General features: G+C 45.3%; 24 protein-coding genes and 1 pseudogene. 8 read left to right on the top strand and 17 right to left on the bottom strand.

The window, feature by feature from the left end; all coding sequences use genetic code 11:
- Positions 1–23: 23 nt before the first annotated feature.
- Genes ACNKW2_RS01135 through ACNKW2_RS01125 form a run of 3 tightly spaced genes read left to right on the top strand, consistent with a single transcriptional unit; the run spans position 24 to position 3,939 of the window.
- Positions 24–2,018 carry a ligand-gated channel protein gene (locus tag ACNKW2_RS01135; RefSeq protein ID WP_419146906.1) on the top strand — a complete coding sequence of 665 codons (1,995 nt, stop codon included), beginning with the start codon at positions 24–26 and terminating at the stop codon, positions 2,016–2,018.
- A complete protein-coding gene (locus ACNKW2_RS01130; protein WP_419146905.1) occupies positions 2,018–3,109 on the top strand; it encodes a PepSY-associated TM helix domain-containing protein in 1,092 nt (363 codons plus the stop codon). Before ACNKW2_RS01135 ends, ACNKW2_RS01130 begins: the two co-directional genes overlap by 1 nt.
- 2 nt (positions 3,110–3,111) lie before the next feature.
- The gene (locus ACNKW2_RS01125; protein ID WP_419146904.1) at positions 3,112–3,939 is read left to right on the top strand and encodes a DUF4198 domain-containing protein; all 828 of its coding nucleotides are present in this window, start codon (positions 3,112–3,114) and stop codon (positions 3,937–3,939) included.
- A gap of 136 nt (positions 3,940–4,075) precedes the next feature.
- Here the strand turns inward: ACNKW2_RS01125 and ACNKW2_RS01120 are convergent, their stop codons facing one another.
- From ACNKW2_RS01120 to ACNKW2_RS01105, 4 genes and pseudogenes are all read right to left on the bottom strand, one after another.
- Positions 4,076–5,617, bottom strand: a complete 1,542-nt coding sequence (locus tag ACNKW2_RS01120) for an ATP-binding cassette domain-containing protein (RefSeq protein ID WP_419146903.1) — start codon at positions 5,615–5,617, stop codon at positions 4,076–4,078.
- Positions 5,618–5,847: 230 nt separating this feature from the next.
- Positions 5,848–5,976 (bottom strand): annotated as a pseudogene (locus ACNKW2_RS01115) (DUF3307 domain-containing protein); the annotation flags it as partial.
- Positions 5,977–6,277: 301 nt separating this feature from the next.
- On the bottom strand, positions 6,278–6,652 hold the full coding sequence (locus ACNKW2_RS01110) for a PH domain-containing protein (RefSeq protein ID WP_336565447.1): 375 nt from the start codon (positions 6,650–6,652) through the stop codon (positions 6,278–6,280).
- Between the two features lie 144 nt (positions 6,653–6,796).
- A complete protein-coding gene (locus tag ACNKW2_RS01105) occupies positions 6,797–7,165 on the bottom strand; it encodes a nuclear transport factor 2 family protein (protein WP_419146902.1) in 369 nt (122 codons plus the stop codon).
- 238 nt (positions 7,166–7,403) lie between these two features.
- On the opposite strand from ACNKW2_RS01105, the gene ACNKW2_RS01100 reads away from it, so the two are divergent.
- Positions 7,404–8,360 carry a cytochrome-c peroxidase gene (locus ACNKW2_RS01100; RefSeq protein WP_419146901.1) on the top strand — a complete coding sequence of 319 codons (957 nt, stop codon included), beginning with the start codon at positions 7,404–7,406 and terminating at the stop codon, positions 8,358–8,360.
- The gene (locus ACNKW2_RS01095; RefSeq protein ID WP_419146900.1) at positions 8,350–11,511 is read left to right on the top strand and encodes an EAL domain-containing protein; all 3,162 of its coding nucleotides are present in this window, start codon (positions 8,350–8,352) and stop codon (positions 11,509–11,511) included. The genes ACNKW2_RS01100 and ACNKW2_RS01095 overlap by 11 nt, the downstream gene beginning before the upstream one ends.
- Positions 11,512–11,596: 85 nt before the next feature.
- Here the strand turns inward: ACNKW2_RS01095 and ACNKW2_RS01090 are convergent, their stop codons facing one another.
- Entirely contained in the window at positions 11,597–12,097 is a 501-nt protein-coding gene (locus ACNKW2_RS01090; RefSeq protein ID WP_419146899.1) for a lactoylglutathione lyase family protein, read from the bottom strand.
- Between the two features lie 92 nt (positions 12,098–12,189).
- Here ACNKW2_RS01090 and ACNKW2_RS01085 point away from each other — a divergent pair, with 92 nt between their 5' ends.
- Positions 12,190–13,071: a LysR family transcriptional regulator gene (locus ACNKW2_RS01085; protein ID WP_419146898.1), complete on the top strand. Its 882-nt coding sequence runs from the start codon at positions 12,190–12,192 to the stop codon at positions 13,069–13,071.
- Positions 13,072–13,084: 13 nt separating this feature from the next.
- Here the strand turns inward: ACNKW2_RS01085 and ACNKW2_RS01080 are convergent, their stop codons facing one another.
- The 5 genes from ACNKW2_RS01080 to ACNKW2_RS01060 form a co-directional block, all read right to left on the bottom strand.
- Positions 13,085–13,522, bottom strand: a complete 438-nt coding sequence (locus ACNKW2_RS01080; RefSeq protein ID WP_419146897.1) for a DUF3293 domain-containing protein — start codon at positions 13,520–13,522, stop codon at positions 13,085–13,087.
- 59 nt (positions 13,523–13,581) lie between these two features.
- A complete protein-coding gene (locus ACNKW2_RS01075; protein ID WP_419146896.1) occupies positions 13,582–14,427 on the bottom strand; it encodes a lipase secretion chaperone in 846 nt (281 codons plus the stop codon).
- Complete coding sequence (locus tag ACNKW2_RS01070) at positions 14,424–15,338, bottom strand: esterase/lipase family protein (RefSeq protein WP_419146895.1); 915 nt, start codon at positions 15,336–15,338, stop codon at positions 14,424–14,426. Before ACNKW2_RS01070 ends, ACNKW2_RS01075 begins: the two co-directional genes overlap by 4 nt.
- A 132-nt stretch (positions 15,339–15,470) precedes the next feature.
- Positions 15,471–16,433 carry an LNS2 domain-containing protein gene (locus tag ACNKW2_RS01065; protein ID WP_419146894.1) on the bottom strand — a complete coding sequence of 321 codons (963 nt, stop codon included), beginning with the start codon at positions 16,431–16,433 and terminating at the stop codon, positions 15,471–15,473.
- Positions 16,434–16,623: 190 nt separating this feature from the next.
- Entirely contained in the window at positions 16,624–17,661 is a 1,038-nt protein-coding gene (locus ACNKW2_RS01060; RefSeq protein WP_419146893.1) for an NAD(P)H-dependent flavin oxidoreductase, read from the bottom strand.
- Positions 17,662–17,819: 158 nt separating this feature from the next.
- Between ACNKW2_RS01060 and ACNKW2_RS01055 the strand changes: the two genes are divergently transcribed.
- A complete protein-coding gene (locus ACNKW2_RS01055) occupies positions 17,820–18,353 on the top strand; it encodes a hypothetical protein (RefSeq protein ID WP_419146892.1) in 534 nt (177 codons plus the stop codon).
- Positions 18,354–18,424: 71 nt separating this feature from the next.
- On the opposite strand, the gene ACNKW2_RS01050 is transcribed toward ACNKW2_RS01055, so the two are convergent.
- The 5 genes from ACNKW2_RS01050 to ACNKW2_RS01030 all read right to left on the bottom strand — a co-directional run bounded on the left by ACNKW2_RS01050 (position 18,425) and on the right by ACNKW2_RS01030 (position 20,837).
- Positions 18,425–18,631: an EF-hand domain-containing protein gene (locus ACNKW2_RS01050; protein WP_336565435.1), complete on the bottom strand. Its 207-nt coding sequence runs from the start codon at positions 18,629–18,631 to the stop codon at positions 18,425–18,427.
- Between the two features lie 84 nt (positions 18,632–18,715).
- A complete protein-coding gene (locus tag ACNKW2_RS01045; protein WP_336565434.1) occupies positions 18,716–18,937 on the bottom strand; it encodes an EF-hand domain-containing protein in 222 nt (73 codons plus the stop codon).
- A gap of 44 nt (positions 18,938–18,981) precedes the next feature.
- Positions 18,982–19,197 carry an EF-hand domain-containing protein gene (locus ACNKW2_RS01040; protein WP_336565433.1) on the bottom strand — a complete coding sequence of 72 codons (216 nt, stop codon included), beginning with the start codon at positions 19,195–19,197 and terminating at the stop codon, positions 18,982–18,984.
- A 37-nt stretch (positions 19,198–19,234) separates the two neighbouring features.
- Positions 19,235–19,453 carry an EF-hand domain-containing protein gene (locus ACNKW2_RS01035; RefSeq protein ID WP_336565432.1) on the bottom strand — a complete coding sequence of 73 codons (219 nt, stop codon included), beginning with the start codon at positions 19,451–19,453 and terminating at the stop codon, positions 19,235–19,237.
- A 454-nt stretch (positions 19,454–19,907) separates the two neighbouring features.
- On the bottom strand, positions 19,908–20,837 hold the full coding sequence (locus tag ACNKW2_RS01030; RefSeq protein ID WP_419146891.1) for a hypothetical protein: 930 nt from the start codon (positions 20,835–20,837) through the stop codon (positions 19,908–19,910).
- Between the two features lie 327 nt (positions 20,838–21,164).
- Between ACNKW2_RS01030 and ACNKW2_RS01025 the strand changes: the two genes are divergently transcribed.
- Positions 21,165–21,686 carry a hypothetical protein gene (locus tag ACNKW2_RS01025; protein ID WP_419146890.1) on the top strand — a complete coding sequence of 174 codons (522 nt, stop codon included), beginning with the start codon at positions 21,165–21,167 and terminating at the stop codon, positions 21,684–21,686.
- A 1,255-nt stretch (positions 21,687–22,941) separates the two neighbouring features.
- On the opposite strand, the gene ACNKW2_RS01020 is transcribed toward ACNKW2_RS01025, so the two are convergent.
- Together ACNKW2_RS01020 and ACNKW2_RS01015 are read right to left on the bottom strand one after the other, a co-directional pair.
- Positions 22,942–23,541, bottom strand: coding sequence for a DUF7010 family protein (locus ACNKW2_RS01020; protein WP_419146889.1), 600 nt, complete (start codon positions 23,539–23,541; stop codon positions 22,942–22,944).
- 75 nt (positions 23,542–23,616) lie between these two features.
- Complete coding sequence (locus tag ACNKW2_RS01015; RefSeq protein WP_419146888.1) at positions 23,617–24,297, bottom strand: tetratricopeptide repeat protein; 681 nt, start codon at positions 24,295–24,297, stop codon at positions 23,617–23,619.
- Positions 24,298–24,549 lie beyond the last annotated feature (252 nt).

Raw genomic sequence — 24,549 nt, 5'->3', positions numbered from 1 at the left:
TATTCTATCATGGAGGTTTCTCGATGTTGATGGCCTGTCGTAGTTTGGCGCCACTTTCTTTAGCTATTGCAGCTGCATTGCCGTGTTCTAGCTTGGCTCAGGGTGATGTAAAAACACCAACAAAAGAAGCGGTAGAGGTGATAGTCGTCTCGGCTTCTGGTTTTGAACAGCTGTTAAAAAATGCTCCAGCCTCGATAAGTGTTATCGACCAAGAGGAATTACAGCAACGTTTTTATCGTGACTTAACTGACGCAATGACTGATGTGCCTGGCGTCGTGGTGACCGGTGGAGGTGACAGAGAGGATATCAGCCTACGAGGCATGGGCAGCCAATACACCCTTATTTTGGTGGATGGCCAGAGACAAAACTCCCGTGAAACTCGCCCCAACAGTGATGGTCCGGGCGTGGAAGGCGCATGGACGCCCCCTGTTGCGGCGATTGAGCGCATTGAAGTTATACGCGGCCCGATGTCATCTCTATACGGCTCTGATGCCATTGGTGGGGTGATCAATATTATTACTAAAAAGACGCCTGATTCCTGGCATGGTGAGGTCCGCCTTGATACCACCAGCCAAGAGGACAGTCGCTCTGGCAATATTTACCAAGCAAACTTTTTTACCGCTGGCGCCTTGGTAAAAGACACCTTAGGTATACAAGTTTACGGCCAGACCACTCAGCGAGATGAAGATGACTTAGTATCCGGCTTTAGAGGCCGTGATGCCGACACCCTAAAGGTGAAGTTGGCTTATACCCCATCTGAGCAACATGAGTGGCTGTTTGATTACGGCATGGCCTCGCAAACCCTCGATGCCACATTAGGCAAGACGGTGGCCCCATTGGCACCCGGTGAACCGTGTGGACGTCGCGGTTGCCCTGAGTCAACCACCACCGAATACGACAGTGAATCGGTGTCACTGGCGCACAATGGTTATTGGTCATTTGGTAGCTCTCGAACTTACCTAAAGCATGAGCAGTTTGACAATAAATCTCGTGAGATGGTGGTTGAAAACACCAACTTACAATCGTTGTGGACACTGCCGCTGGGTGAACTGCACACCAGCTCTATTGGTGTGGCGTATCTAAAAGAGGATCTAAGCGACAAAACCAGTAACCGGATCAGCGATCTAGAGCAAGTTGATAACGATCAGTGGTCGGTTTTTGCCGAAGATGAGTGGCGTTTAGTAGAGCCCTTTGCCCTGACAATGGGACTGCGCTATGACAAAGATGGTAACTTTGGTGGTCACCTTAGCCCACGCTTATATGGTGTGTTTAATGCGTCAGATAGAGTCACCGTAAAAGGTGGCATATCAAGCGGATTTAGAGCACCAAACCTAAGGCAAAGTACCGCAGCATGGGGACAGGTTAGCCGTGGCGGCAACATTTACGGCAACCCAGATTTAAACCCAGAAACGTCGCTTAATTACGAGTTAGGTGTGTATGTTGACCTCAATGACGGTGTCTCAGCCTCTGCGACGGTATTTTATAATGAATTCGATGATAAGATTTCTCGTGTATCGTGCCCGTTAACTAAGTGCACCGATGGCCCAAATGAATTTGGTTCGTTACCAACTACTTACGTCAATGTCGATGAAGCCATCACCCAAGGGGGAGAAGTCAGCTTTACCGGTCAGTTAACTAAGCAATTAAAGCTCAATGCCAACTACACCTATACCGACTCGGAACAAAAAACCGGCGCCTATGCTGGCAACCCACTAAATCAGTTGCCGAAGCATTTATTTCAAGCTTCATTGAACTATCAACACAGCGATGCCTTAAGCAGCTGGCTGCGCTTCCATTATCGCGGCGAGGAAAGTCAGCCTGTGACTGGGCCATCACAGCGTAGCTTAGTTGCGCCTTCCTATAATTTTACCGATCTGGGGGCCAACTATCAGCTCAACCGCAGTATCAAACTCGGTGTTGGGGTGTATAACCTGTTTGATGAAAAGATCACCGAAGCGGAATACGGTTACATTGAGGACGGTCGTCGCTACTGGGCCTCATTGGCATGGAGCTTTTAATGACGAGCTCACGTCAGCGAGCCAAGCGCCCAAAAAAACGGCTGAAAAAGCTATTTGATTGGCGCACGTGGCATTGGATGAGTTCAGCGGTTTGCTTAGTGGGTTTGCTGCTATTTGCCCTGACGGGGATCACTTTGAACCACGCCAGTGAGATTGAGGCCAAGCCTCATACTCAGGCCCATGAAGCCGTGGTGCCGGAAGCGCTGCTGTCAGCACTAAAAGCATCGGCAGCAAACAATACCTTACCGCACAGTTTTGTGTCCTGGTATCAATCGCAAACCGGCGCGACCTTACCTGCTCTAAAACAGCTGCAGTGGAGTGACTATGAGCTGTATGTTGCTATGCCGCGTGCAGGTGGCGATGGTTGGTTTAGTGTTGCCCTCGACAGTGGCGAGTTTTATCAAGAAATAACCGATCGGGGTTGGGTTTCCTATCTCAACGATCTTCATAAAGGACGCAATACAGGATTTGCATGGCGTATGTTTATTGATGTTTTTTCACTAGCGTGTGTGGTTTTTTCAGTGACTGGGTTATGGCTGTTGTATAAACATTCCAGAGCCCGGAAGTCGACTTGGCCGCTGGTGGCTGCAGGATTGGTATTACCCGCTTTGGTGTTGATGTTTCCGGCTCATGCCAAAGCCGATACCCTGGAAGTGAACATTCCGCGTCTTAATGTCGCAGAGTACCATCCTCCTTATGTCGCCGTTTGGCTAGCGAATAGTCAACAGCGCCGCGTGCTTGATATTGCCATTTGGTACGACATTAACCTGGCGCAGCGCGAGGGAGAAAAGTGGTTGAAAGATATGCGCTTATGGTGGCGTCGCAGTGGCCGCAGCTTATCTCTACCGATTGACGGTGTCACAGGCGCAACCAGGCGGCCCGGTAAGGCCACAATAGATCTATCACCGTGGCAAGAGGAATTTAAGGCTCTGCCTAACGGTGACTATACCCTGTTTGTCGAAGCTGCCCGTGAGCTGGGTGGTCGCGAGGTCATTAAGCTACCTATCTCATTGCCAATCACCAAACCTGTCACTGTGATTGCAGAAGGTAAGTCTGAGCTTGCCACAATAATGTTAACTATGGAGCCCTAATTTTGAAAATTTCATCACTCGTTTCTACTGTTTTAGTTGCACTCGCTGCCTACAGTCCACTTAGTGAAGCCCACCGAGTGTGGATCAAACCCAGCACCACTGTGGTATCTGGCGACAGTGAGTGGGTGACCTTTGACGCAGCAATTGCCAATGGTATTTTTAATCCCGATCATTACGCTTATCCTGTAGAGCGGTTGACTGCCCTCTCTCCTTCGGGAAATAACGTGGCTCTGCAAAATAAAGCAAAGTTGAAATACCGCAGTGTCTTTGATCTAGAACTCACTCAGCCTGGTACCTATAAAGTCTTCAATCAAAGTCGTTCGCTAGTGGCACGTTGGACTGACAGTGATGGCAAGAAGCATTATTGGCCAGGTCGTGGCAAAGTGGCAACACTGGCTGACTTTAATCAACAAGTGCCGAAAACAGCAGAGGATTTACAGGTTACCGATGTCGCCAGAAGACTGGAGGTGTTTGTCACCTTAGGCGCGCCTAACCAAACTGCTCTAAAACCCACAGGTAAGGGATTGGAACTTAACCCCATTAGCCACCCTAATGATTTATATACTGGCGAAGCCTTTACTTTACAGTTCACCATGGATGGAGAAGCGGCTGAGGGAGCTGAAATGACCCTTGTACGTCAAGATGAAAAGTACCGTGATAAGGCCTCGGCCAATAAATACACTGCGGATGCCAATGGTGAGGTAACCATGACATTGTCGCAACCTGGAATGTATTGGCTTGAAGTTGAGTACCAAGATGAACGCGCACAAGCCCCTGCGAGTAAGCGTGTTGGCAGTTATGTCACCACACTTGAGGTATTACCGCTTTAATAGCGTAACCGTCCAAAGTAGCTAGCGGCACAGCAGTCGCCGTAAGCTACGTCAGTTTAGTGGTTATTACAGAGACGCCACTAAGTGCCAAAGGGGGAGGCGTTCCTTCCTCCCCCTTTTTTTATCAGACGTTAGGCTATAACACCCCAGTTGTGGTCAAAGTCATAGTCCTAACCTCCTCGAGTTGCTGACAAAAATAATCATTATGGCTGACCAGCATAAATCCGTTTGGGATTTGGTTTAACACCGCCGCAAGCTCGAGCTGCGCGTTAATATCGAGGTGATTGTCTGGTTCATCGAGCAATAAGTAACCCTCTAACTGGATGGCGATAATGATTGCCGCTTTTACTTTTTCTCCACCACTTAATTGCGCTATGGGCTGAGATACCTGATTTACAGTGATCCCGACGCTGGCAAAAGCGGTGATGATTTCATGTTGCGGTTTATCGAGTCGGCGACAAGCGGCATCAAGTAAACTGCACTCATCGCTTAACCAGCTGCAATGTTGATCGAGGTAGATCATCTCAGTCGGACAAGCAATGCGGCCGTGGACAATATCCAATTGCCCTGCCAGAGTTTTTAGTAATACAGACTTTCCTGTGCCATTGTCTCCTAATAAGCGCAGACGGTGAGCGGTGGTAAAACGCACATTTAGCGGTGGCTGCTGTACATAAGGCAGTTGCGCATCGGCCAGCTCAATAACGGCCCTACTCTGAGTTGCTTGGTTAAAGTAAAACCGCTGCTGTTTATCGTTATAATACTGTGAGTCTTGCTTAAGTTGCTGCTGTGATTGCTGCAATTTATGGCTTTGCTGGGCCAACCGTTTAGCGTTTCTATCTGCTTTAAAGTCAGCCTCTAATTTGCTTTGACTGCCAGCACGTACCTTTTGCTTGCCTTTGGATTGTTGCCGTTGCTGTTGGGCTTGAGCTTTGTGTAAGGCCTGTTGTAATGCCCGAGACTGGGCTTTTTGTGCCTGATGATGTTGTTGCAACTTACGCTGTTGTTGAGCAAGGCTTTGCTGCAGCGCGGTAAATCCTAGGGAATGATGTTGTATGGCACCGTCTTCCAGGTAGAGAATATGATCCGCTGCATCTAATAACACAGGGTCATGGCTGACAATGGCGACCCCAGCGCTGTGTTGCTGCAATTGCGTGGCGAGCCAATGACGATGCTTACTGTCCATGTGGTTACTGGGCTCATCTAACAACAAGATAGCAGGCTCGCTAAGCAATGCGGCGATAAAGCTTTGCATTCGTTGACCTGGGCTTTTGTCCGTAAAGGGGGTTGTCAATTGTAATTGTTGTGGCTGCAATTGCGCCTGCCAACGGTGCTCAAGTTGCCAATCATCGGCAATGATAGCAAAGTCATGGGGATCCGCTTGACCGCACTGAGCACGCTGCAGCGCGTTGAGTTTTTGCTCGACCCCCAGCATTGCGGCAATCGAATTAAAGCGATGTGCGGCATCTTGTGGCAGGTAATAATATTGACCTTGGATTTGCAGATGCCCTGAGGTTAGTGGCGTTTGTTTTGCCATCGCCGCTAGTAGGTGTGATTTACCTGCGCCGTTGGGCCCAGTGATGGCAATAAACTGTTGGGTGAGATTAACATCGAGGTGTTGAAAAAGGGGGCGGCCATCAGCCAGCATGATCCCCGCATCTTTTAACTGTATTCTTGGCATACCAATATGCTCCTAGTTAAAGGCGTGCAGAAGCGAGTAGTATTAGACCCAAAGTTACGTTGGTTGAAGAAGGTGGGCATCACAAAAATACCAAAGCCTTGCACTGGAAAGAAAAATAAATTCGACAGTTACAATAGGCTTAGTTATTCATGGTGATGGCGGCTCCTGAAATAGAATGATGAGGTCGATGCCTGACAATATTTTGCAGGCATCCTAGGTAATGTCAAGTGTTATGGCGTGAGCGTCAGAAATGGTTTAACTGCGGTACCAATGGCTAAAGCAATTAAGACACTGATGAGTGTGCCAAGCATCACATACTCGGTGAGCTTGGGGTCACGACTTTGCGTTAAGTCACCAAAAATTGCTGCCTAGATAGGCTTTGCGAGGCAACAATATCGGCGGTGATCACGGCATAAAAAGGTGATGGTATCATTTTATGTAACTTATATTGGTTACTTTTTAAAAGGTAACTAAAAATGGTTACATAATTGTGGGGGACAAAGCCCGTAAATGCAAGTCACGAGTGCACAGTGTCATTATGCCTAGGGTAAGGGGTCATCGCTAATAGTAATCACTCTTTCGCACAGTAAGACAAAGCGATATTTGCAGCCCGATGATGCTTACAGGCTGTAATCATCGATGCGGGCTATGTGGCTTATTTTACAAGCAGTATTGCGAGATAATTTTATACACTTGATTGATGTTATCTCCTGCTTTAAATTCTTTACTGATGGGGGTGGGATCAGAGCCTATCCAAATTTTTAACTCAGCATCTAAATCAAAATGGCCCGCAGACTCCTTACTGAATTTAGTAATTTTACTGTAAGGAATACTGAGCATTTCCACTTTACTGCCAGTCATGCCTTGTTTATCGATTAAAATTAAACGCTTATTGGTAAAAATAAATAAGTCTCGGATAACCTTATAGGCTTGCGCGACTTCTTCATCTGCAATTAACGTATCGGCTAATAGCTCGTCGATGTCCTTGCCTTCTACTTCGCTGGCATTTCCCATTAATCCACTCAATAGTCCCATTGCCTTGCTCCTAATCTATGCTTGCTGTTGCTTTTCAGTACTGTGTTAAGTTAATTACGCCATTCATCTTAGCGAGATACTTACTGTGGTTATTAACGCGATTTGGCGACCTCTTAAAAAAGCATCGCAAAGCGCTGTAAATAACTACAGAAAGTCTTTTATAGAACAAATTTTGCCATCGCGAAAGGCATATTCTGAGCGACCTTGCAGTGAAATGGTTTGCCCTGCCTTCATGCCATTCGCTAAATCATGGGCTAACTTCGCATGGTAGCTAGATTGCACAATAACCATGTCGTTGTCTGCGGTGGTGCTCGAGATGGTCTGCTGGCGCTCACAGAACAACTCAGCGGCTTGCTTTACCAGCTCGGCAAACTGCGTTTTAGTGGTTGTTCTAGTGATTACTTCGCCATTAGCGTGGTTTTCAAAAATGATATCGTCGGTCAGCTTCTCCAGCATGCTGTCAATATCGAACTGGTTGTAGGCTGATATATAGCCTTTCACTAGATGTTCCATTTATCCTCCTTGGATGCAGGTGACTCCTTCAAGCTTAGGCTGAATTACTTATTTTGACAGTATTAATAACAAAAACAGCGGTTGAATTTTCTTTTGCTACTCAGAGGAAGTGATAAGCCATGGTTCTTTTAGCGGGACTCGGGTCGCTGAGCTGAATCCAACAAGCTTATTTTAAATCAAAATTTAGTGCTTAAATTGCTGTTATCTTGAACATCAAGACGGTAACTTCGGTGAATATATGGGTATTTGGATAGTATTACTTGGGCTGTTTCCTGTATGGGTATTTGCAAGTGAACCGATCCTGCCACTCGAGCCAATAGCAACACTCGACGCTAATAAAGTGGCATTAGGCCGAACGTTATTTCATGATCGGCGGTTATCAAAAGGTGACCAGATCAGCTGTGCTTCATGTCACCGCTTGGCGCTTCATGGTGCTGATGTAAAGCCCCTTTCCACTGGGGTTAATGGTCGCACTGGCGAGTTAAAAACCCCAACTATTTATAATGTGGTGTGGAATGTACGCCAGGCTTGGGATGGTAGTGCCGGGTCACTGTATGAACAAGTTGAGTCACCGATTGAAAATCGCAACGAACACGACATGGAGTGGCCTTTGCTGGTGGCGAAGTTAAACCAAGATAAGACCTTGGTAAAAAAGTTTAATGCAATTTACCCAAAAGGATTAACGAAACACAGTATTAAAGATGCTATTGCTGCCTATGAAAGCTCCCTAGTAACGACCGATGCGCCTTTTGACCTCTGGTTACAAGATAAGGGCTACAATTTACCTGAGGTAGTGTTGGCTGGGTATGATCTGTTTAAGCGTTATGGTTGTATTAGTTGTCACCAAGGGCGAAATGTCGGTGGTAATATGTTTGCTAAAATGGGGACCTTTGGTGATTATTTTGCTGATCGAGGAACTCGTGTGACGCAATCTGATTTTGGCCGCTATAATGTAACAGGAAAGGAAAAAGATAAATTTGTTTTTAAAGTGCCGAGTCTACGACTCGCCAGCAAGCAATCTTATTTTTTTCATGATGCCAGTCATGCCAGTTTAGAAGCGGCGATAGCCACAATGGCAAAGTACCAACTTGGTCGCTCTTTACCTGCTTCTGACATTAGCAAAATCGCCGCATTTATTGGTAGCTTAGCAGGAAAACACAAAGAGATGGACGTGGACAGTATAAATGAAGAATAAAGCATTCGCTGGAGTGCAGGCGCTTTTATTGTGTGTGCCTGTGGCCTTGTTTTCCTATTTTTACTCTCAGCAAGAGGTGAGCGGACAAGCTCATAAGGCGCGAGTGGCCTTGTTAATTGAGGCCAAAAGCTTAGATGCCAAATTAGATACTGCGGTACTGCAAATGCTCAGTGCGCAACTCAACCAGTACGACAGTTTGGCGCAACTGACCCACGCTGTAGAGCAACTAACACGGCCAGAGTCGGTGGAGTTATTCGAGCAAACCCCAAGTGCCATTCAACATCAGTTCAAGCAGTATCTGCAGCTGTTGCAGCAAAAGTCTGAACAACTCGAGTCAATTAAAACAGCCGCAGCTACGATTCGCAACAGTGTCTTGTATCTTCCTGAACTTATTGCTGAGTTGGAACAAATTAGTCCAGAACATGCAGAGCTTGCAAATAAAAACTTAACTCAGCTGATGCTGAGTGAACTCTACCAAGGTACCCAAGCAAAGGCCCTGACGCCTTTGTCTGGCACGCAACTTAGCCAATTGGTTAACCGCCATTTTGATGTGGCTACCGCTGCAGGTACTGAGCTGAGCGACGCCAAGCAGGCTTTTTTAGCTATTCCTACCGAGCAAGCCTTTAGTGAACTCAACAGCGCCTATAATCATTTTTATACCACAACCATTGAAGATGCTAGACACCTAAGTGAGGTGTTATTGGCCATCGCCATATTATTGTTTTTGGTGTTGATCATTGCTGCTAATCGCTTAAACGCAGCGAAAAGAAAGATTCAAAGTACCAGCCAAACACTCTCCGACGCCGTAGCACGATTAACTGAGGGCTTTGCGTTATTTAGCCGCGCTGGGAACCTAATGTTATGCAACAAAGCTTGGCGCAGTCATTTTGGCTTTACTGACGAAGACGAGTTACCGCAAAAGCTCAGTGACTGGCAGCAACGTTTTGCGGCGTTTTTTTGTGATAATGCCAACCTGCATAAAACCGACAAAGGGGCTTGGTTACAGGTTAAACAGACTGAAACCCACAATGGCGGACAAGTGTATGTTAGCGTCAACGTTTCTTTGTTTAAGCAAGCCGAAGAAGAGTTACGCAAATGGGGTCATGCCATTGAGCAAAGCCCCTCCTCCATTGTCATTACCGACACCCGAGCGCGTATCGAATACGTTAACCCTAAATTTGAAAAGATAACCGGTTACAGCCTCGATGAAGTGAAAGGTAAAACGCCCAAAATGCTCGGTGCGGAGCAAAGCTTTACCGATAATAAGCAACTGTGGCAAGCGATAAATAGCGGTGAGGTGTGGCGAGGGGAGTTCCATAACCGCAGAAAATCAGGGGATTATTATTGGGAGTATGCTTCCATATCGCCCATTAAGAACCAGCAAGGTGAAGTGATTAACTTTATTGCCATTAATGAAGATATCACAGCACAAAAACGCGCCAGTGCTCAGCTCAAAACCGCGGCTGCGGTGTTTAATGCCACCCAAGAGGGCATTATGACCACCAATGCTAAGTTGGAAATCACCGCCATTAATCCTGCTTTCACTAAAATAACCGGCTACCAAGAACACGAGGTGATTGGCAAGAAACCCAGTATTTTAAGCTCAGGCAAACATGACAAACACTTTTATGAGCAGATGTGGTCAACGCTGGAAAGTAAAGGCCATTGGGCCAGTGAAATTTGGAACAAGCGCAAAGACGGCTCTATTTATCCAGAGTGGTTGGCCATCAGTGTGGTAAACGATGACAAAGGCCAAGTACAGCAGTATGTCGCCATTTTGTCGGATATGACAGAGCGCAAAGCGCAAGAAGAACAAATTGAATATCAGGCCTATTACGACGTCTTAACAGGGCTGCCTAATCGGACTTTACTGCTTGAGCGCATCGAGCAAGACATTAAGCGCATGTCACGTACAAACCATCACAGCGCGGTGTTATTTATCGACTTAGATCGCTTCAAGCGTGTTAATGATACCATGGGCCATGAAGCTGGAGATGCCTTACTGATCGCGGTCGCGGACCGCTTGAGTGATCTTATCCGTAAAAGTGATACCCTAAGCCGCTTTGGTGGTGATGAATTTGTGTTATTGCTTAGCCAAGTTGCTCACCCCGACCACGCAGCACAAGTGGCGGATAAAATTATTGAAGCGCTCAGTGCGCCGTTTGATATTAGTGGCTTTGAAGTCTTTACCGGAGCCAGCATTGGTATTGCCATTTTGCCAGAAGACGCGCAAGATCATAAAGAGTTGTTACGCTTAGCTGATTTGGCCATGTATAAAGCCAAAGAAGCCGGCAGGCACCAATATCATTTCTTTGCCCAAGAAATGCAAGAGCAGGTCAATCGCCGTGTTGAGTTAGAGCAACATTTACGTACGGCATTAGAGCTGCAAAAACTCACAGTGCATTATCAGCCGATCATTGATATTGCTACTGGGAAATTGTATGGCGTTGAAGCCTTAATGCGCTGGCCGACTGACTTTGGGGACTTTATTTCACCGGCTGAGTTTATCCCCGTTGCTGAAGAAAGTGGCCTAATTGCACCGCTTGGCGAGTGGCTATTGTTACAGGCGTGCCGCGACATTCAGAGTATGAACGTGCAATTGGGCATGAACTGTTGCCTCACAGTAAACGTTTCCAGTCAGCAATATCGTTTAGGGTTTAATGCCACCACCATTAAAAAGGCCATGCAATCCTCAGGATTTCGGGCCCATAATTTAACTCTCGAGATCACTGAAAGCATCCTGTTGGAAGACGACAATGCCGTTACCGATTGGTTACAAAGCTTAAGGGCAACGGGTGTAAGTTTAGCAATCGATGACTTTGGTACCGGTTATTCTTCACTGAGTTATTTAAAGCACTTCCCCATCAATACCTTAAAAATCGATCAAGGGTTTATTCAAGACCTCGACCAATGCCAAGATGCTGCCGTGCTGGTTAATGCTATTTTATCCATGGCGCGAAGCCTATCGCTGCATGTGATAGCGGAAGGGGTTGAGCAAGAAGGACAACTCGCGCGTTTGAAAGAGCTAGGTTGCCAGCACGTTCAAGGTTTTTACTTTGCTAAACCCATGAGTATAGAAAACCTTAAAGTATGGGTAGACGAGTTTGCCATTAAAGAAGAAAAACCCGTCCATAAACTATGGCTGGGGTAATGAAAAGCCTGTAGCTGGAGCTATCAATTTAGGTCGGCTGCCTCACTATTTGATTGAGGCAACCCTGGGCAAGGTAAGAGTTACATTAGTAAGCTCCGTCACTGTAAGTTAGTTCATAGCTATGGCTGTAAATTTTTAAAATATTGCCGAACGGATCTTCCATATAAATCATGCGATAGGGTTTTTCACCAGGGTAGTAGTATCTCGGCTTTGCCATGCGCTTTTTACCTCCCGCCGCGACGATCCGCTCTGCTAGACCTTCTACGTCTGGGTCTTGAACGCAAAAGTGAAATACGCCTGTCTTCCAGTATTCAAAGTTGTCTTCGGGGTTCTGTTGTTGTTGGAACTGAAATAATTCAACGCCGATACGATCGCCAGTGGATAAGTGGGCAATTTTAAAGCGTTGCCAGCCCACGCCAAACACATCGGTACACATTTCACCGATGGCACTATCATCTTCAATAATTTCAGTTGGCTTCATAATTAAATACCAACCTAAGACTTCAGTGTAGAATTTTACTGCGGCTTCAAGGTCTGGCACTGAGATACCGATATGTGAAAAACTTCTCGGGTAAGTATTAGTCATTTGCTGTCTCCTCATTGATGTTGGTGACAGCTTAATTCTGTTGTGCTATTAAGTTAAATTATCATTTTTTATATTTTTAAGTACACTTTGTAATGATAAATACCACTTGGCTGCGAACATTTTGTACCTTGGTAGAGCTTGAGCACTTTACTCGTACCGCAGAGCAGCTTTATATGACGCAATCGGGTGTCAGTCAGCACATTCGCAAGCTAGAAGCGCAAGTCGGCACAGGCTTGCTGATAAGAGAGGGTAAGCAGTTTTCTTTAACTGATGCGGGCAAACGTCTCTATCAGCAAGCCCCTGATGTATTGTTGGCACTAGAAAACTTGGCGCAAAGTGTACGGGTCGACTCCCCTTATATCGGAGAAGTAAAGGTAATGAGCCCCGGAAGCATCGGACTGAAACTCTACCCTGCACTCCTTGAATTGCAACAACAGCATACTGAGTTGACTATAGATCATCGCTTTGCGCCAAACCAAGACATAGAGCGAGCGATACTCGATAACCGAGTTGATATTGGATTGATGACTGCTTCCAGTACACAGCCTAATATTGACAGCGAGCTTATTGGTGAGGACACTCTGGTGCTAGTAACGCCAGCAAAGCTATGCAACCCCACGTGGGAAAAATTACAGCAACTTGGGTTTATCGACCACCCTGATGGTGGCCATCATGCCAGTCTGTTATTAAGTCAAAACTTTGCCGAGTTTCAGCGTATTGAGGGAATAAAAAAATCGGGGTTTTGTAATCAAATTAGTTTAATAGCTGAGCCTGTTAGCCGGGGGCTTGGGTTTACGGTATTGCCGAGCCAAGCGCTGGCCGGCTACGCTAATCAGCATAAAATTAGCCTTCATACCTTGGCACATCCGGTGAGCGAACCCCTGTATTTGTGTACCAAACGCATGGCGAGTTTACCCCGTCGCGTAGAAACGGTGCGCAAGATGATCACCGCATTACTGACAAAATCAGCATGATAATAAATGTGCTTTACGTCGTGGCCTGATTGCGCTTAGGCAGGCGCTGATAACCAATGCGCTCTGCAAAGGTGCCTTTGAGTTGCTGATGTTGACTCGGAAACTGGGTATTGAACAAGGTGATGCTGTGGTCCTCGACAAAGTAAAACGCCAGTTGTTGCATACGCTGTGACCAATGAATAGCGTCGTTTAAGTTGCATGCTAGCAGCACACTGAGTTCACGGTACTGCATGTGCTTATCACCACCCCACAATAGTTGATAGGGACTTTGCTGGCGCTGTAAAGCCCCTTGCCAAAATCGCGTAATGCGACGGTTAGCCGCTACAGAGTAAACCTTGCCAAGCGGATTCCACAAACTGATAATGGCCCCTTCACTATCGGGGCTTAATGGCTTAATGGGGCGAAAAAAACAGTCAGTATAAATTGCCCAGCGTGACGGCTCGATAATCATAAGTTGGCTCAAATTGGGTGTTTTATACTTGATAGCTTACTAGCAATAAAGCAAAAACACTAAGGCACAAGCACCGCCAAGCGTTTACGTTCATTTGGACTAAAGTCGTTGCGCTTAAGCCGTGCTATTTCCTGCTTTGCCCTAGTAGTATCACCATACTGAGCATGTATTTGCGCTGTTTGGGTGACGAAAGCTTGCACTCTACTTTGCCATTGTTGTTGCTGCTGCTGTGCTTGCATTAATCGAGTAGCAGCCGCTGTTCCCACCTTATCGGCCAGCTCATTATAACTCATTGTTTGCCATTCCTTAGCGAGCCGTTGTAATTGCTGTTGTTTAGCCACAATCGCTTGGTCATCTTCATTTAATTGGCTTATATGGGTGACAATTAATTGTGCTTTTTGTGCATCACTTTGACTCTGATCAGCCAAAATCTGCCAACGCGCTAATGCGTGCTGGTGCCAGTCATTTTCGTCTGCAAACCAAACCGCTATGAGCTGGGTTGAAAAAAACTGCCGTTGTAGGCTGGTGAGTAGTTCCAAGCGCTCGGCTAAATTGAGGGTATCATCAACACTGGTAAGCGCTTGTCGATACCTCAAATAACGCTGTGCCAGAGGCTGTAAGCACTGAGGCAGTGATGATAGCTGTGTTTGCCACTGCGCGGTGCGTTGCTGCTGTTGTAGCTGTAGCACCCAGTCATCCAGCGTATGCTTATCTGCTAAAGTGATTGCTGGGCATGTATCCGGGTTATTAACCTCCACGCTCGCCAGAGGTGCTTGGCTGAGCTTAAGCTCTGTGACCACTCTGTTATCACTGTCGTTACTTGCAATCGGTGGTGCTTTTTTAGAGAGTCCGCCCCACCAGCCGATGGTGAGGCAGACTATCAATGCCGTTATCCAGTACTTCATAGGTTTAATGCTTTTAGCCGAGCGACATGTTGGCGATATAAGGTTAATGGATCCGTTTCAAATAGGTGGTGGATCCCAAGCGTCTGATTAACCTGATCTAAATGATTCATTTTGAACTGATTGCCGATCACAAAGCCGAGGTTACTTGAGCATGCCGAAACCAGTCCATCATTGGGCTCATCAAATACTTGGGAAAATAAAGCCAGGGCATTGTCTGCGGGATCAAAGACATTGGTCCACGCTTTACTGCCACTCCAAGAAAAGTAATGCACGCCATTGTCAGCCAGACTTTGCCGCTCTCCACAGTATTGTGCTGGAACCCCTTCGGGATACTTTTGATTAAACGCTATTGAGCCAGAAGTGGTCAGCGCTTCTAGTGCCTCAATGGCGTCTTTGGGTGCGGTTGCTTTGCCGGAGAGCAAATCGATTAATCCAGCTAGGCCATTGGCTAAACTAGCAAGAAACTGCTCTGAAAAAGAGTCGTTATCGACGTTGCCGCGGACCACATCGGCAAAGCGACTGCCCCAGTTAACACCACCGATACTGGTCACTGAGGCCACCCATTGTGGTTTCACTGAGGCGACATAACGAATGGTTTGCGCTCCTTGACTGTGCCCTATTAGGTTCACTTTGTCTTTGCCGGTAATGGACCTGATTAATGCCACTTGCTGCAGCAACTGCTCCCCTCGTAATTCGGAATTATGGGCGGACGACACTTCTGCAACATGGACGTCTGCGCCCACCGCCTGCATTGCTTGTGGCACACGGTAGAAATAATCTACCCCAAGTAAGTTATCAAAACCAAATAAGCCGTGTACTAGTACCACGGGGTATTGCAGTGGCTCATTGCTGTAGGCAGGTTTAGCTAGCAACAGCAGTGCCGTCAGGGTGAGTGTAATTATTTTTTTCATGTACTTGCTCCAATTATTACAAAATAGTAACAAAATACACTGTAGAACAGGCTGGTCAGAGGTCAAGCTAGAATGGTAAAAAGTTAAGGTTTTGTTAATTTTAAGGGCGAGGAGTAACTCGCCCAGGGGGCTTTATTGGCAGTTGGCGTTGGGGTATGACGTTAAGTCGCCTAAGTGAGCTCGGTAGCTGTCTGTGGTGATGGCGGTGGTGCCATAGTGACCAGCATCAGGACCAATGGTGAAGGCATCACTTGCTGGGATCCCCGCAGTAATAAAGGCTTCGGCATCGGTTTTTGCATTGCCATAGGCACGAACAATGTCCAACCCTTGGGCTTTAAGGCGATTAATTTCAGCGGTTTTGTATTCAGCCGTTTTAAACAAACTGGTCTCATTGCTTAACGAAGTGCGTAAGAAACCTTGCGGTAACCCCATCCATTCTAGCCAGCTGCGGGTGCCTTTGGCATACCAATAAACTCGTGCGGTTAAGTACACTGGCTGATAGCCGCGGTCGAGATAGTGATGTACTAAATCAAAGGCTGCGTCTTTGGGGTCGGCATACTTAATGCCCGTATAGTCGCCGATTTGCTCAGCATCAGATTGCGTTAAGGTGCCATCAATATCAAATAGCACGGCTTGAGTGCCAGGTTCCACCACCGTAACAAATCCTTCTGCGCCAGTGCCATCAGCGGGTACGCCTGCGTATACACGGTATTGCCCAGCGGGTAAGCCTGGTAAGGTGATAAACGCTTTGCCATCACCGTTGGTGGTTTGCTGGCCGACATAGCGCCATTGGCTATCCGTTTCACCGCGATAGTAAAACTCTACCGTTTCAAACTCTAAGTCTTTGTGGCTGACGCTGCCGTGATCGAATTTTGCTGTAAGCTGAATCGGTTGCTCTGCAGCGCTAATTTGGTCGTGCACCATATGGTAGCTAGGCAGCCAAGAAAGGTAACGATTGAGTGGGTTGTTAAAGCTACGATCTGTCATATCTGGGGCTGTATAGCGGGTCTCTAGCTCAACTAAGTTAGGACATTGTGGGTTGGCAACAGCGCTGCTAGCACAGCATATCGCTGCGGCTAAAAAAGAGTATTTCATGCACGACTCCAAGTTATATTTATGTTAATTGAAATTCAGGTGAACAGCACAGGTGGCTGAAACCTAAAGGTAGAGCATAAACTCAAAGTGTGTCAAAAATGTTAATTAAATGTTTTTGTTGAGTCTGGTAGAGGTGAAGAGCAAAGTGTGAGCCAACGCTAGGATATGGTTGGCTCGCAACGTTAAGACACTATTCTAGTCCTTGCCAGAGCAAATCAATCATGGCTTTAGTGCTTATTTCGCGGCACCCTTGACGGTTTGCACCTGACCACAAATGGCTAAAGTCACCGCGGCCTTGTGACTCTGCGGCTGCTCTTAGGGGGGCTAAAGCCGCCGCTGCATAGGGGAAATCAGGCACATCTTTAGACATATAGTTGAGCTCGACCATGAGCTTATTCTCAATGCCACGAGCGGGTTTTCCAGTGAAAATATTGGTGATGGCAGAAGGGGCGGCTAACGACTTTAATGCGGTTCGATGCACTGCTGAGGTATCGGCTTCATCACAGAGTAAAAAGCATGTACCCACTTGAGTGCCGCAGGCACCCAAATCATGCATCATTTTTACATCATGATGTGAGGCGATGCCACCGGCGGCAACCACTGGAATGCTCAGGGCATCGGCCAGAATTGTGACCAGCTGCCTAGTATGCAGCTGCGATTGCATGCGCGCGGAGGTGAAGGTCGCACGATGGCCACCGGCTTCAATTCCCTGTGCAATCACAATATCAGCGCCATGCTGTTCAAGCCACTTACCCTCTTCTAAGGTGGTGGCCGAAGACAAGATGGTGGTTCCCCACGACTTTATCAGCTCAACTAACTCAGGGCTTGGAAGGCCGAAATGAAAACTAATCACCGGGGGCTTATAGGGCGCAATGGCAGCCGCCATTTGTGCATCAAATGGCATGCGTAAGCTGGAACTGGTTTGAGTATTGGGTTTTAGGTCCAGAACCTTATAGTAGGGCGACAGCTTTTTCAGCCAATTCTCCATTTGGTATGGGTTGCGCTCTGGCATGTCATGACAGAAAAAGTTTAAGTTGTAGGGCCCGGAGGCATTTTCTCTAAAGGCTTCGATTTCATCGACAACTTGGTTTGGACTTAACATGCCACAGGGAATAGATCCTAAGGCTCCGGCATTTGCAGCGGCAGCAGCCAAACGCCAGTTTTGTACCCCAGCCATCGGGGCTTGGATCATAGGAATGGAGATACCGAGTAATTCTGTCAAAAGCATAGCAGGCTCCTTGCTGATAACTGCAACATCATCTAGTTTGTGTAAAAAAACAGCATTGGTCAATATTTGCCAGTAAACTACTTGCTTCTGTAAGTTAAGGTAATGTCAAGCAGCATGGCAAAGCGTTAGGATAACCATGATGATAAAGGGAGTAGATGATGCAGTCTGAAATAACTCGCATTTGCCAGTTTCTTAGCGAGATAGGGTTGCCATTTAAGTTGTGTGCGGTGTCGAATGGCAGCTTCCTACCAGGCTTAGAGACCCACAATGGCGTCTTACATATCGATATAGAAAGCTTGAAATACCCTGGCGATATACTTCATGAAGCTGGTCATATTGCTGTGTGTGAGCCGGCGTTTAGGCCTTATCTTAATGCTGATGTGTATCGTAATGGTTTGCTGCGAGGAAGAGAAAAGCAAGCGATGCATGGTGAAGAAATCGCAGCCATTGCCTGGTCGGTTGCGGCCATAACAAAAATAGGCTTACCACTGGAGGTGGTGCTGCATGAGCATGGCTATAAAGGAGCCAGCCAGTCATTAATAAATACCTTTCAACAAGGTGGGTTGTTTGGTCAACCCTTACTAGCGGCTTGGCAGATGACCTGCCCTAACCATGGGTTTCCTCATATGGTTCGTTGGATCCGTGAACTGCGTTGGGTGGAACTGTCAGCCGATGCCAATTCCCTCAGCTAAATTGCCGGTGACTCACAAAAAAAGCTCGGCAATACCGAGCTTGGGGAGGCGTGATAGTGAATATCACAAGCTTACTGATTAAACTCTTGCTCTGATAGCTTGCCATCACCGTCGCTATCTAACTTATCGAAAATAGACGCGAGCGACTCAGATAAAGCGGCTTCGCTTTTCGAAATAAAACCATCTTGGTCTAAGTCGTAGTCTTTAAAGTCTGCAGCCATGGCTTGTGCCGCAAACATTGCACTAAAAGTACTGATGATTAGTAGTGTTTTTTTCATTACAAACTCCTTGCTGAATGAGCTATAAATGCAGCCTATTATTGGTAATAACAGTGAGCGGAACGTCATAGGCTGCCAGCTATACTATTTTTTGAAGTTAGCAAACTCCGATGCACTCAATTGGCCATTTTTATCGCTGTCCAACTGTTTGAACTGTCCTAGTAATTCACTTGAAACGGCGGCTTCAGCCTCACTGATCTGACCATCTTGGTCTTTATCAATATCTTGAAAAGATAAAGTTGCTGCCAATGCCATGGTGCTGACCAAAATACCTACGGTAGTCATAAATACATTTCTAATTTTCATAGCCATTCTCCTCACTATGTTTCAATATATAAGCAAGCTTGGTATTAGTACTTGGCAAACTCGGATTTGCTTAACACGCCATCGGCATTGCTATCTAGGTCGTTAAACTGCTCGACTAGAGCTTCGTCAACCTGTGCTTCTTTGATGCTAATGGTGCCGTTACCATCAAGGTCGTATTTCGCAAAATCAGCCTTGGCAAACGCCGCTGTTGAACTCAGTGATAACGCTGCTGTTGCAATCAATATTGATAGGTTTTTCATGTTACTCTCCTTATTTTACTTACCAGTGATGTTGGTTTTAGCCTTTGAATTGAGCGAATTCTTCAGGACTAAGTTGACCATCTTGATCCGCGTCTAAGTCTTTAAACTGTGCCATAAGCTTTGGATTAGCTTTTGACTCACTTAGAGAAATGTAACCATCACCATCGCTGTCGTATTGATCAAATGTGGATGTGGCATGCGCGCCAAGTGACGCTAATGCTAATAACGCGCTTACTGCTGTGATTGCTGTTTTCATAATGTCTCTCCTGTTAAGTAACTTGTTGTTGCTGTACTCATTACATTGAGCAGCCAAATTGTGCTTTCACAGAGACTATTCCAACTTTGATGCCATAATTTAAAAATCATTTAAAAACAATGTGTTAAATTTCTTTCTGGGATTTTGTTAAGAACGGGTTCAGGCTGGGTGTTGCTATTTGGCAACAGGTATTGTTTGGGTCTTTTACTACCCTATAAAAATCAATAGCTTAAGTTGTTGCTTATTGGCAACAGAGGGAGGTGGTGAGTGTTCTACGTGGTGTCCTAGTGGAAAAGTTACAGCGCGCTGGTGGGGTATGACAACGACTGTGAAATATTTTTTTGCATGCACTTCAGCCAATCTATAAGGGCTGTAAGGTCATCAGTAGCAGAAGTAGTAAAAAAAAAATTTTCTCGCGGCAGCTAAACTGTTGCCAAACGGCAACAGCTCACAATTAACCGTTGGCTTGGCGCTGTAATTCTTCCAGCATGCGCTCATCGCCCATTAAGTTTTTCAAGATGGCTTTTACCTTAGGATCGGACGCATGTTCATACAAGGATAATAAGTCTTGGGCAATTTTCCGTTGTTGCTTTGGCTTAGAGCCCGATTGAAAGTATTGCGACATTAAGCCCTCAGCTGCCAGGCTCTTTACATAATCATTGGGCTCTTGCTCGAGCATTTTGACAAACGATTGTGACAACCGCTCATCGACAATAGGGGTACGCGACACCAACTCTAAGGCTTGCAAACGCAGTTTTTCATCGCTCATGCTGTGGGTCATATTCAAAATAGACTCCACCGCTTGATAATCGTATTGCTCAAGCTCGTTACGGTTTAGCATAAACATATTCATTTGTAATTGACTCATTGCGGCCAGCCGCTCAGCCGCCGGTAGGCTGCTATTGAGGACCTTCTGCTTCAGCTCATTACTGATTTGGGTGGCGTATTCAGGGTCGGTTTTGATGCGCATTTCATAGTCATCAGGCAGGTCTTCATAAAAGCCATAAATGGGGTTTTCGGCTTTCATCTCTGCTATTTTTTGTTCCTCATGTTTGTCTATCAGGGCAAAGACTAAGGATTCAAAGTCGGCACTATCAATATCACTATCGCTAAAAGCAAGCCCAGAGCCTGTATTCGTCGCCGTGCTTAATTGTTTTTCAAGCTTGGCAATTCGTGCTTTCAGTGCCGTCACTTCGCTATGCTCTGAGGGCAGTGAAGATTCAGAGGGGAGCTGAGCTGGCTGCGGTGGTTCTTGAGTTTGCGCTAAATAGGGGACTGTGCTCACCGGGCTCGAAGCTAACTTAGTTTGAATAACGTTAAACCCAGAAAATGCCAGTGCTAGCACTGAGCAGGTTAATGCAATATTGAGTTTAATATTAGACATAAGCGGCCTTCTTGAAAATGCGCTGGTAGCAGCTGTGTTGATATGTATATTGTATTGTAATTGAGTTATATTTTCACGGATATTGCTTATCTGGCAAATTTTAGGTGTAATAGGAACAAAGAAGCGCTGAGTAATGCAAAAAAATTAAAAAAACAAACGGTAAAGCTGACTGAACCAGCTAACCGAGAAATTGCCTATTACTAGGCCTTTTTAAGCAAAGCAATAACATAAACAGCCCCAGCTCTGATACTTCAAGCGGGTCAGGCTCAGCCCTAAATTGATTATTCAACACTAACATGCTAGTTCATGTTAATTTTTGAGGTTTAAATGCCGAAATATATACCTGTTTTATTATCACTATTCTTAACTGCATGCGCTCAAACTTACGATCCTACTAAGCCGCTCAAAGAAAATACAGGTTTAGTTGTGGCTAAATTTACCATGTCAGGTGCTTCTTCTGCACAGTTCTTAACCAAAAATACAAATAAAAATTTAGATAACTATAGCTTTGTGGTGAAAAATGATGAAAAGCTATTTGTATTCCCAATGACTGCAGGCACACATTCGATTGATAAAGTAATGTATATGCAGGGGATGGATTTTGTCGACCCTGATTTAAATTGTTTGGGAACATTTGTGATTAAACCTGGTGCTGCGAATTATATTGGAGATATATATTTTGATGTAGATGGTCCTAATGAATACATATTTTTTTCGACTCATAACTCATCAATTTTAGTCAAAGATGAGTTTTCGAATACTCAGAAAGAGTTTGCAAAGCAATACCCGCAGCCTGCACAAGAGTTACCGCAAGAAAAATCAATTATTGGTCCAGCTGCCTGTAATTAGAATTCACATAACCATTAAGTTAGAACCATAGCCAGCTGGTTGTTGCACCATCTTGGTAAGTTATTAGTCTGTGGTTAGGTAACTATTACTGTAGGTTTATGTTTTTAAAAGGAGTTTGGTTTGCACTCAGAAGTAAATTTCAAACTGAATAAAATAAACCTATCAGGTTCTCTTCTAGTACCTCAATGTGACCCCCTGCCCCCTTGCGTTGTTATGATTCATGGCAGTGGTGATCAAGATTGTGATGGCAATATAAATATATTGCGGAGTATTTGGCAGGAAAAGGGATCTCTTCTTTTCGTTATGACAAAAGAGGATGTGGAAAAAGCGAAGGGAATTTAAACAGCTGGTTTGTTTGAGATGGTAGAAGATGCCTGTACACCAATTAACTACATTAACGAGACCCAAAGGCCATTTATCTTCTTGGTCATAATGAAGGTGCGGTCTTAGCGCCTGAAATAGCGTCAAAAGCGTCAAAAAGGGGCCAAATATAGCTGGTATCTTTATGTTGTGCGCCAGCCGTAGGAGTTTGAGGAGGATGGCGTCAATAACGCTGAGATATTATACCGCGATTTAGACCAAATGCCGGGAGTAAAAGGAAAGTTAGCGCGCCTGTTTTATATACTAAAAAGCGGTTAGAGACTATGCAAAAACTTAGACGTAAGATCGAGAAAACCAAAGCTAAAAGAATATACCTGGACTTTAATAGGGTGAGCACTAAATTTTACCGAGAGACGTTCAACTATGGCGTCAAATCCTTTCTGAAAAATAACCGGCACCCGATATTGGACATTGGAGTTAGCAAGGGTTTTCAGCGTCATCCAGATGCTACTCTCTTAATTTCAGAAATCTCTCCAAGCCAAAGGGAAACTCAAATTGTTGCGGGCATGGATCATATGCTTAGACTTCAAAACGAAGCACCTTCGATATTGAGCTATGCCTCATCATGCAGCTCTCCAATAGTGCAATAAGTTAACGAGAAAATTTATGAATGGATTATGAAGCCTCTAAGCTAGCAAGGAAAGCCAACTTATTCGATTGGGTGTATCGGTAAAGCAGGTATTCTTGATTGCTTTTAGTGCTTGTTATGCTTTTAATTTGATGCGCAACTTGCGCTTGTAAAACTCCACACCCGACTTAGAACAGCTATTTATTACTGAACACGCTATCGAGTGTGCAGGACTGATACAAGTATTTTAGCAACTAATATCACTGACTTTGAGGGGCGATAGTTGAAGAAATATCAATCCCAATGTTAATGGTTTTGTACTGATCGTGTAACAGAAGCTTGTTCTACTTGCTGTGTCAGTGATTGATGTACTTTTTTGTGTCTTAGATAAAGCTGGGTAATGCTTATGCCATATACAAACACAATAAGAAATGGAATGGCGGTAAAGCGTATTTCGGGCCAAACGTACCAAGCAGCAACAATCAATAAAGTGCGTAGGATTGTGTGTATCAGCCCGACGCTGTGCTCTAATGTCCATGAAATAGGTAACCACATAAGGCCAGATATAATACCAATACTTAGCGGCAACGAGGTATGGTTCTCAATTCCAAAAGGGATGGCGATGGCAAAACCACAAAATGACATGGCAACAGTATATAGAAAAAGCTTGTCAAATGGGTTCATTTCGCTGCTTTTGACTAGCAATTTCTCGCCAGTAAATTTAGACAGAAAGAGCGCTAAATAAAAAATCGAACCTGTACCAATATAGAGTGGCAACACCATTTTCTCTTCAGGTAAATATAAACTTAAGCAGCCAAGCAAAAACCATACAATGGTACCTGCGATAGGCATGGTGATTAATTTTTTCTGTTTGTATTCTTGGCGGTAATGATCGAGTGTTTTCATTGACTTTATCCGGTCGATTGATTTTTTAGTTTGATTAGCCCATCACTGATGATGGGCTTACGCTACAGGTTTACTTTATTGGTTTTGCTCAATTAAAAACTGTGGCCAGCCATAACTGGGTTCGATAGCCAGTGCTTGTTGCCAATCCGAAATCGCTTGTTCGCGATTATTTAACTCTATATGAGTTAAACCTCGCCATACATACGCTTCGGCATAACCCCATTTAGTATCGATTGCACTGTCTTGTTGAAATAGGGAAATCGCTTTGTCGAGCGATTTCTTAGCTGCTTGTTTACTACCGCCAAACAGGGCTGGTTTGTTGTATTCACTAACTGCCTTAACAAGGTGAACTCTTGGGTTGTTTGGAGCAAGCTGGTAAGCTTTGGATAGGGCGCTTGCTGATTTTGGTCCATAATAGGCCCCCTTCATCGGTGCTAGGCTAATTTTGTATCCATAAGCTTGCGCAAGTAGTGACCAGTTCTCAGCGTTCTCTGCTTCTAGCACTGTTAATTTAACAAGCTGTTCGATAGCCATATCGAGGGCGTTATGTGCCGCATCAGTATTCGCATTTAAACTATGTGCAATGGATAGACGATAGTTTGCTAAAGCTTTGTCATAGCCACTGGTTTGATTTACAAGTTGTGCTAGTTCGTTGTGGTTAAGTGACCTAGCTGCTTGCTCAATGGCATCAATGTTGGCTTGATTTGCAAGTACTGAACCACTGAAAAGGAATGTAAAAAGAATAGAATGCTTCATAATAATTATCCGCTTAGTTATCGAGTCTTCGAGAGCTATTATGGAAGTGATTGGCAACTTCGATAACTGGAAATTGTCATCAATTGCATGTGACAATTGTCACTCTCACGAATTAGAGCTTAAATGCAAAGACCTTAATTTATTTTTTAGTTATCAATTAAGTGGATGAATACTGGATGTTTGTTTCGCAGACTTGAAGAAAAGAGAGTTACAATGCTTAAGCCACCTGAATCCCCCCCTAGATTTCCATGA

Source organism: Pseudoalteromonas 'SMAR', from assembly GCF_048515945.1.
In the GTDB taxonomy this organism is placed as follows: domain Bacteria; phylum Pseudomonadota; class Gammaproteobacteria; order Enterobacterales; family Alteromonadaceae; genus Pseudoalteromonas.
The sequence above is the reverse complement of the archived record's forward strand: the minus strand, read 5'-3'. Positions and strand labels throughout refer to the sequence as shown.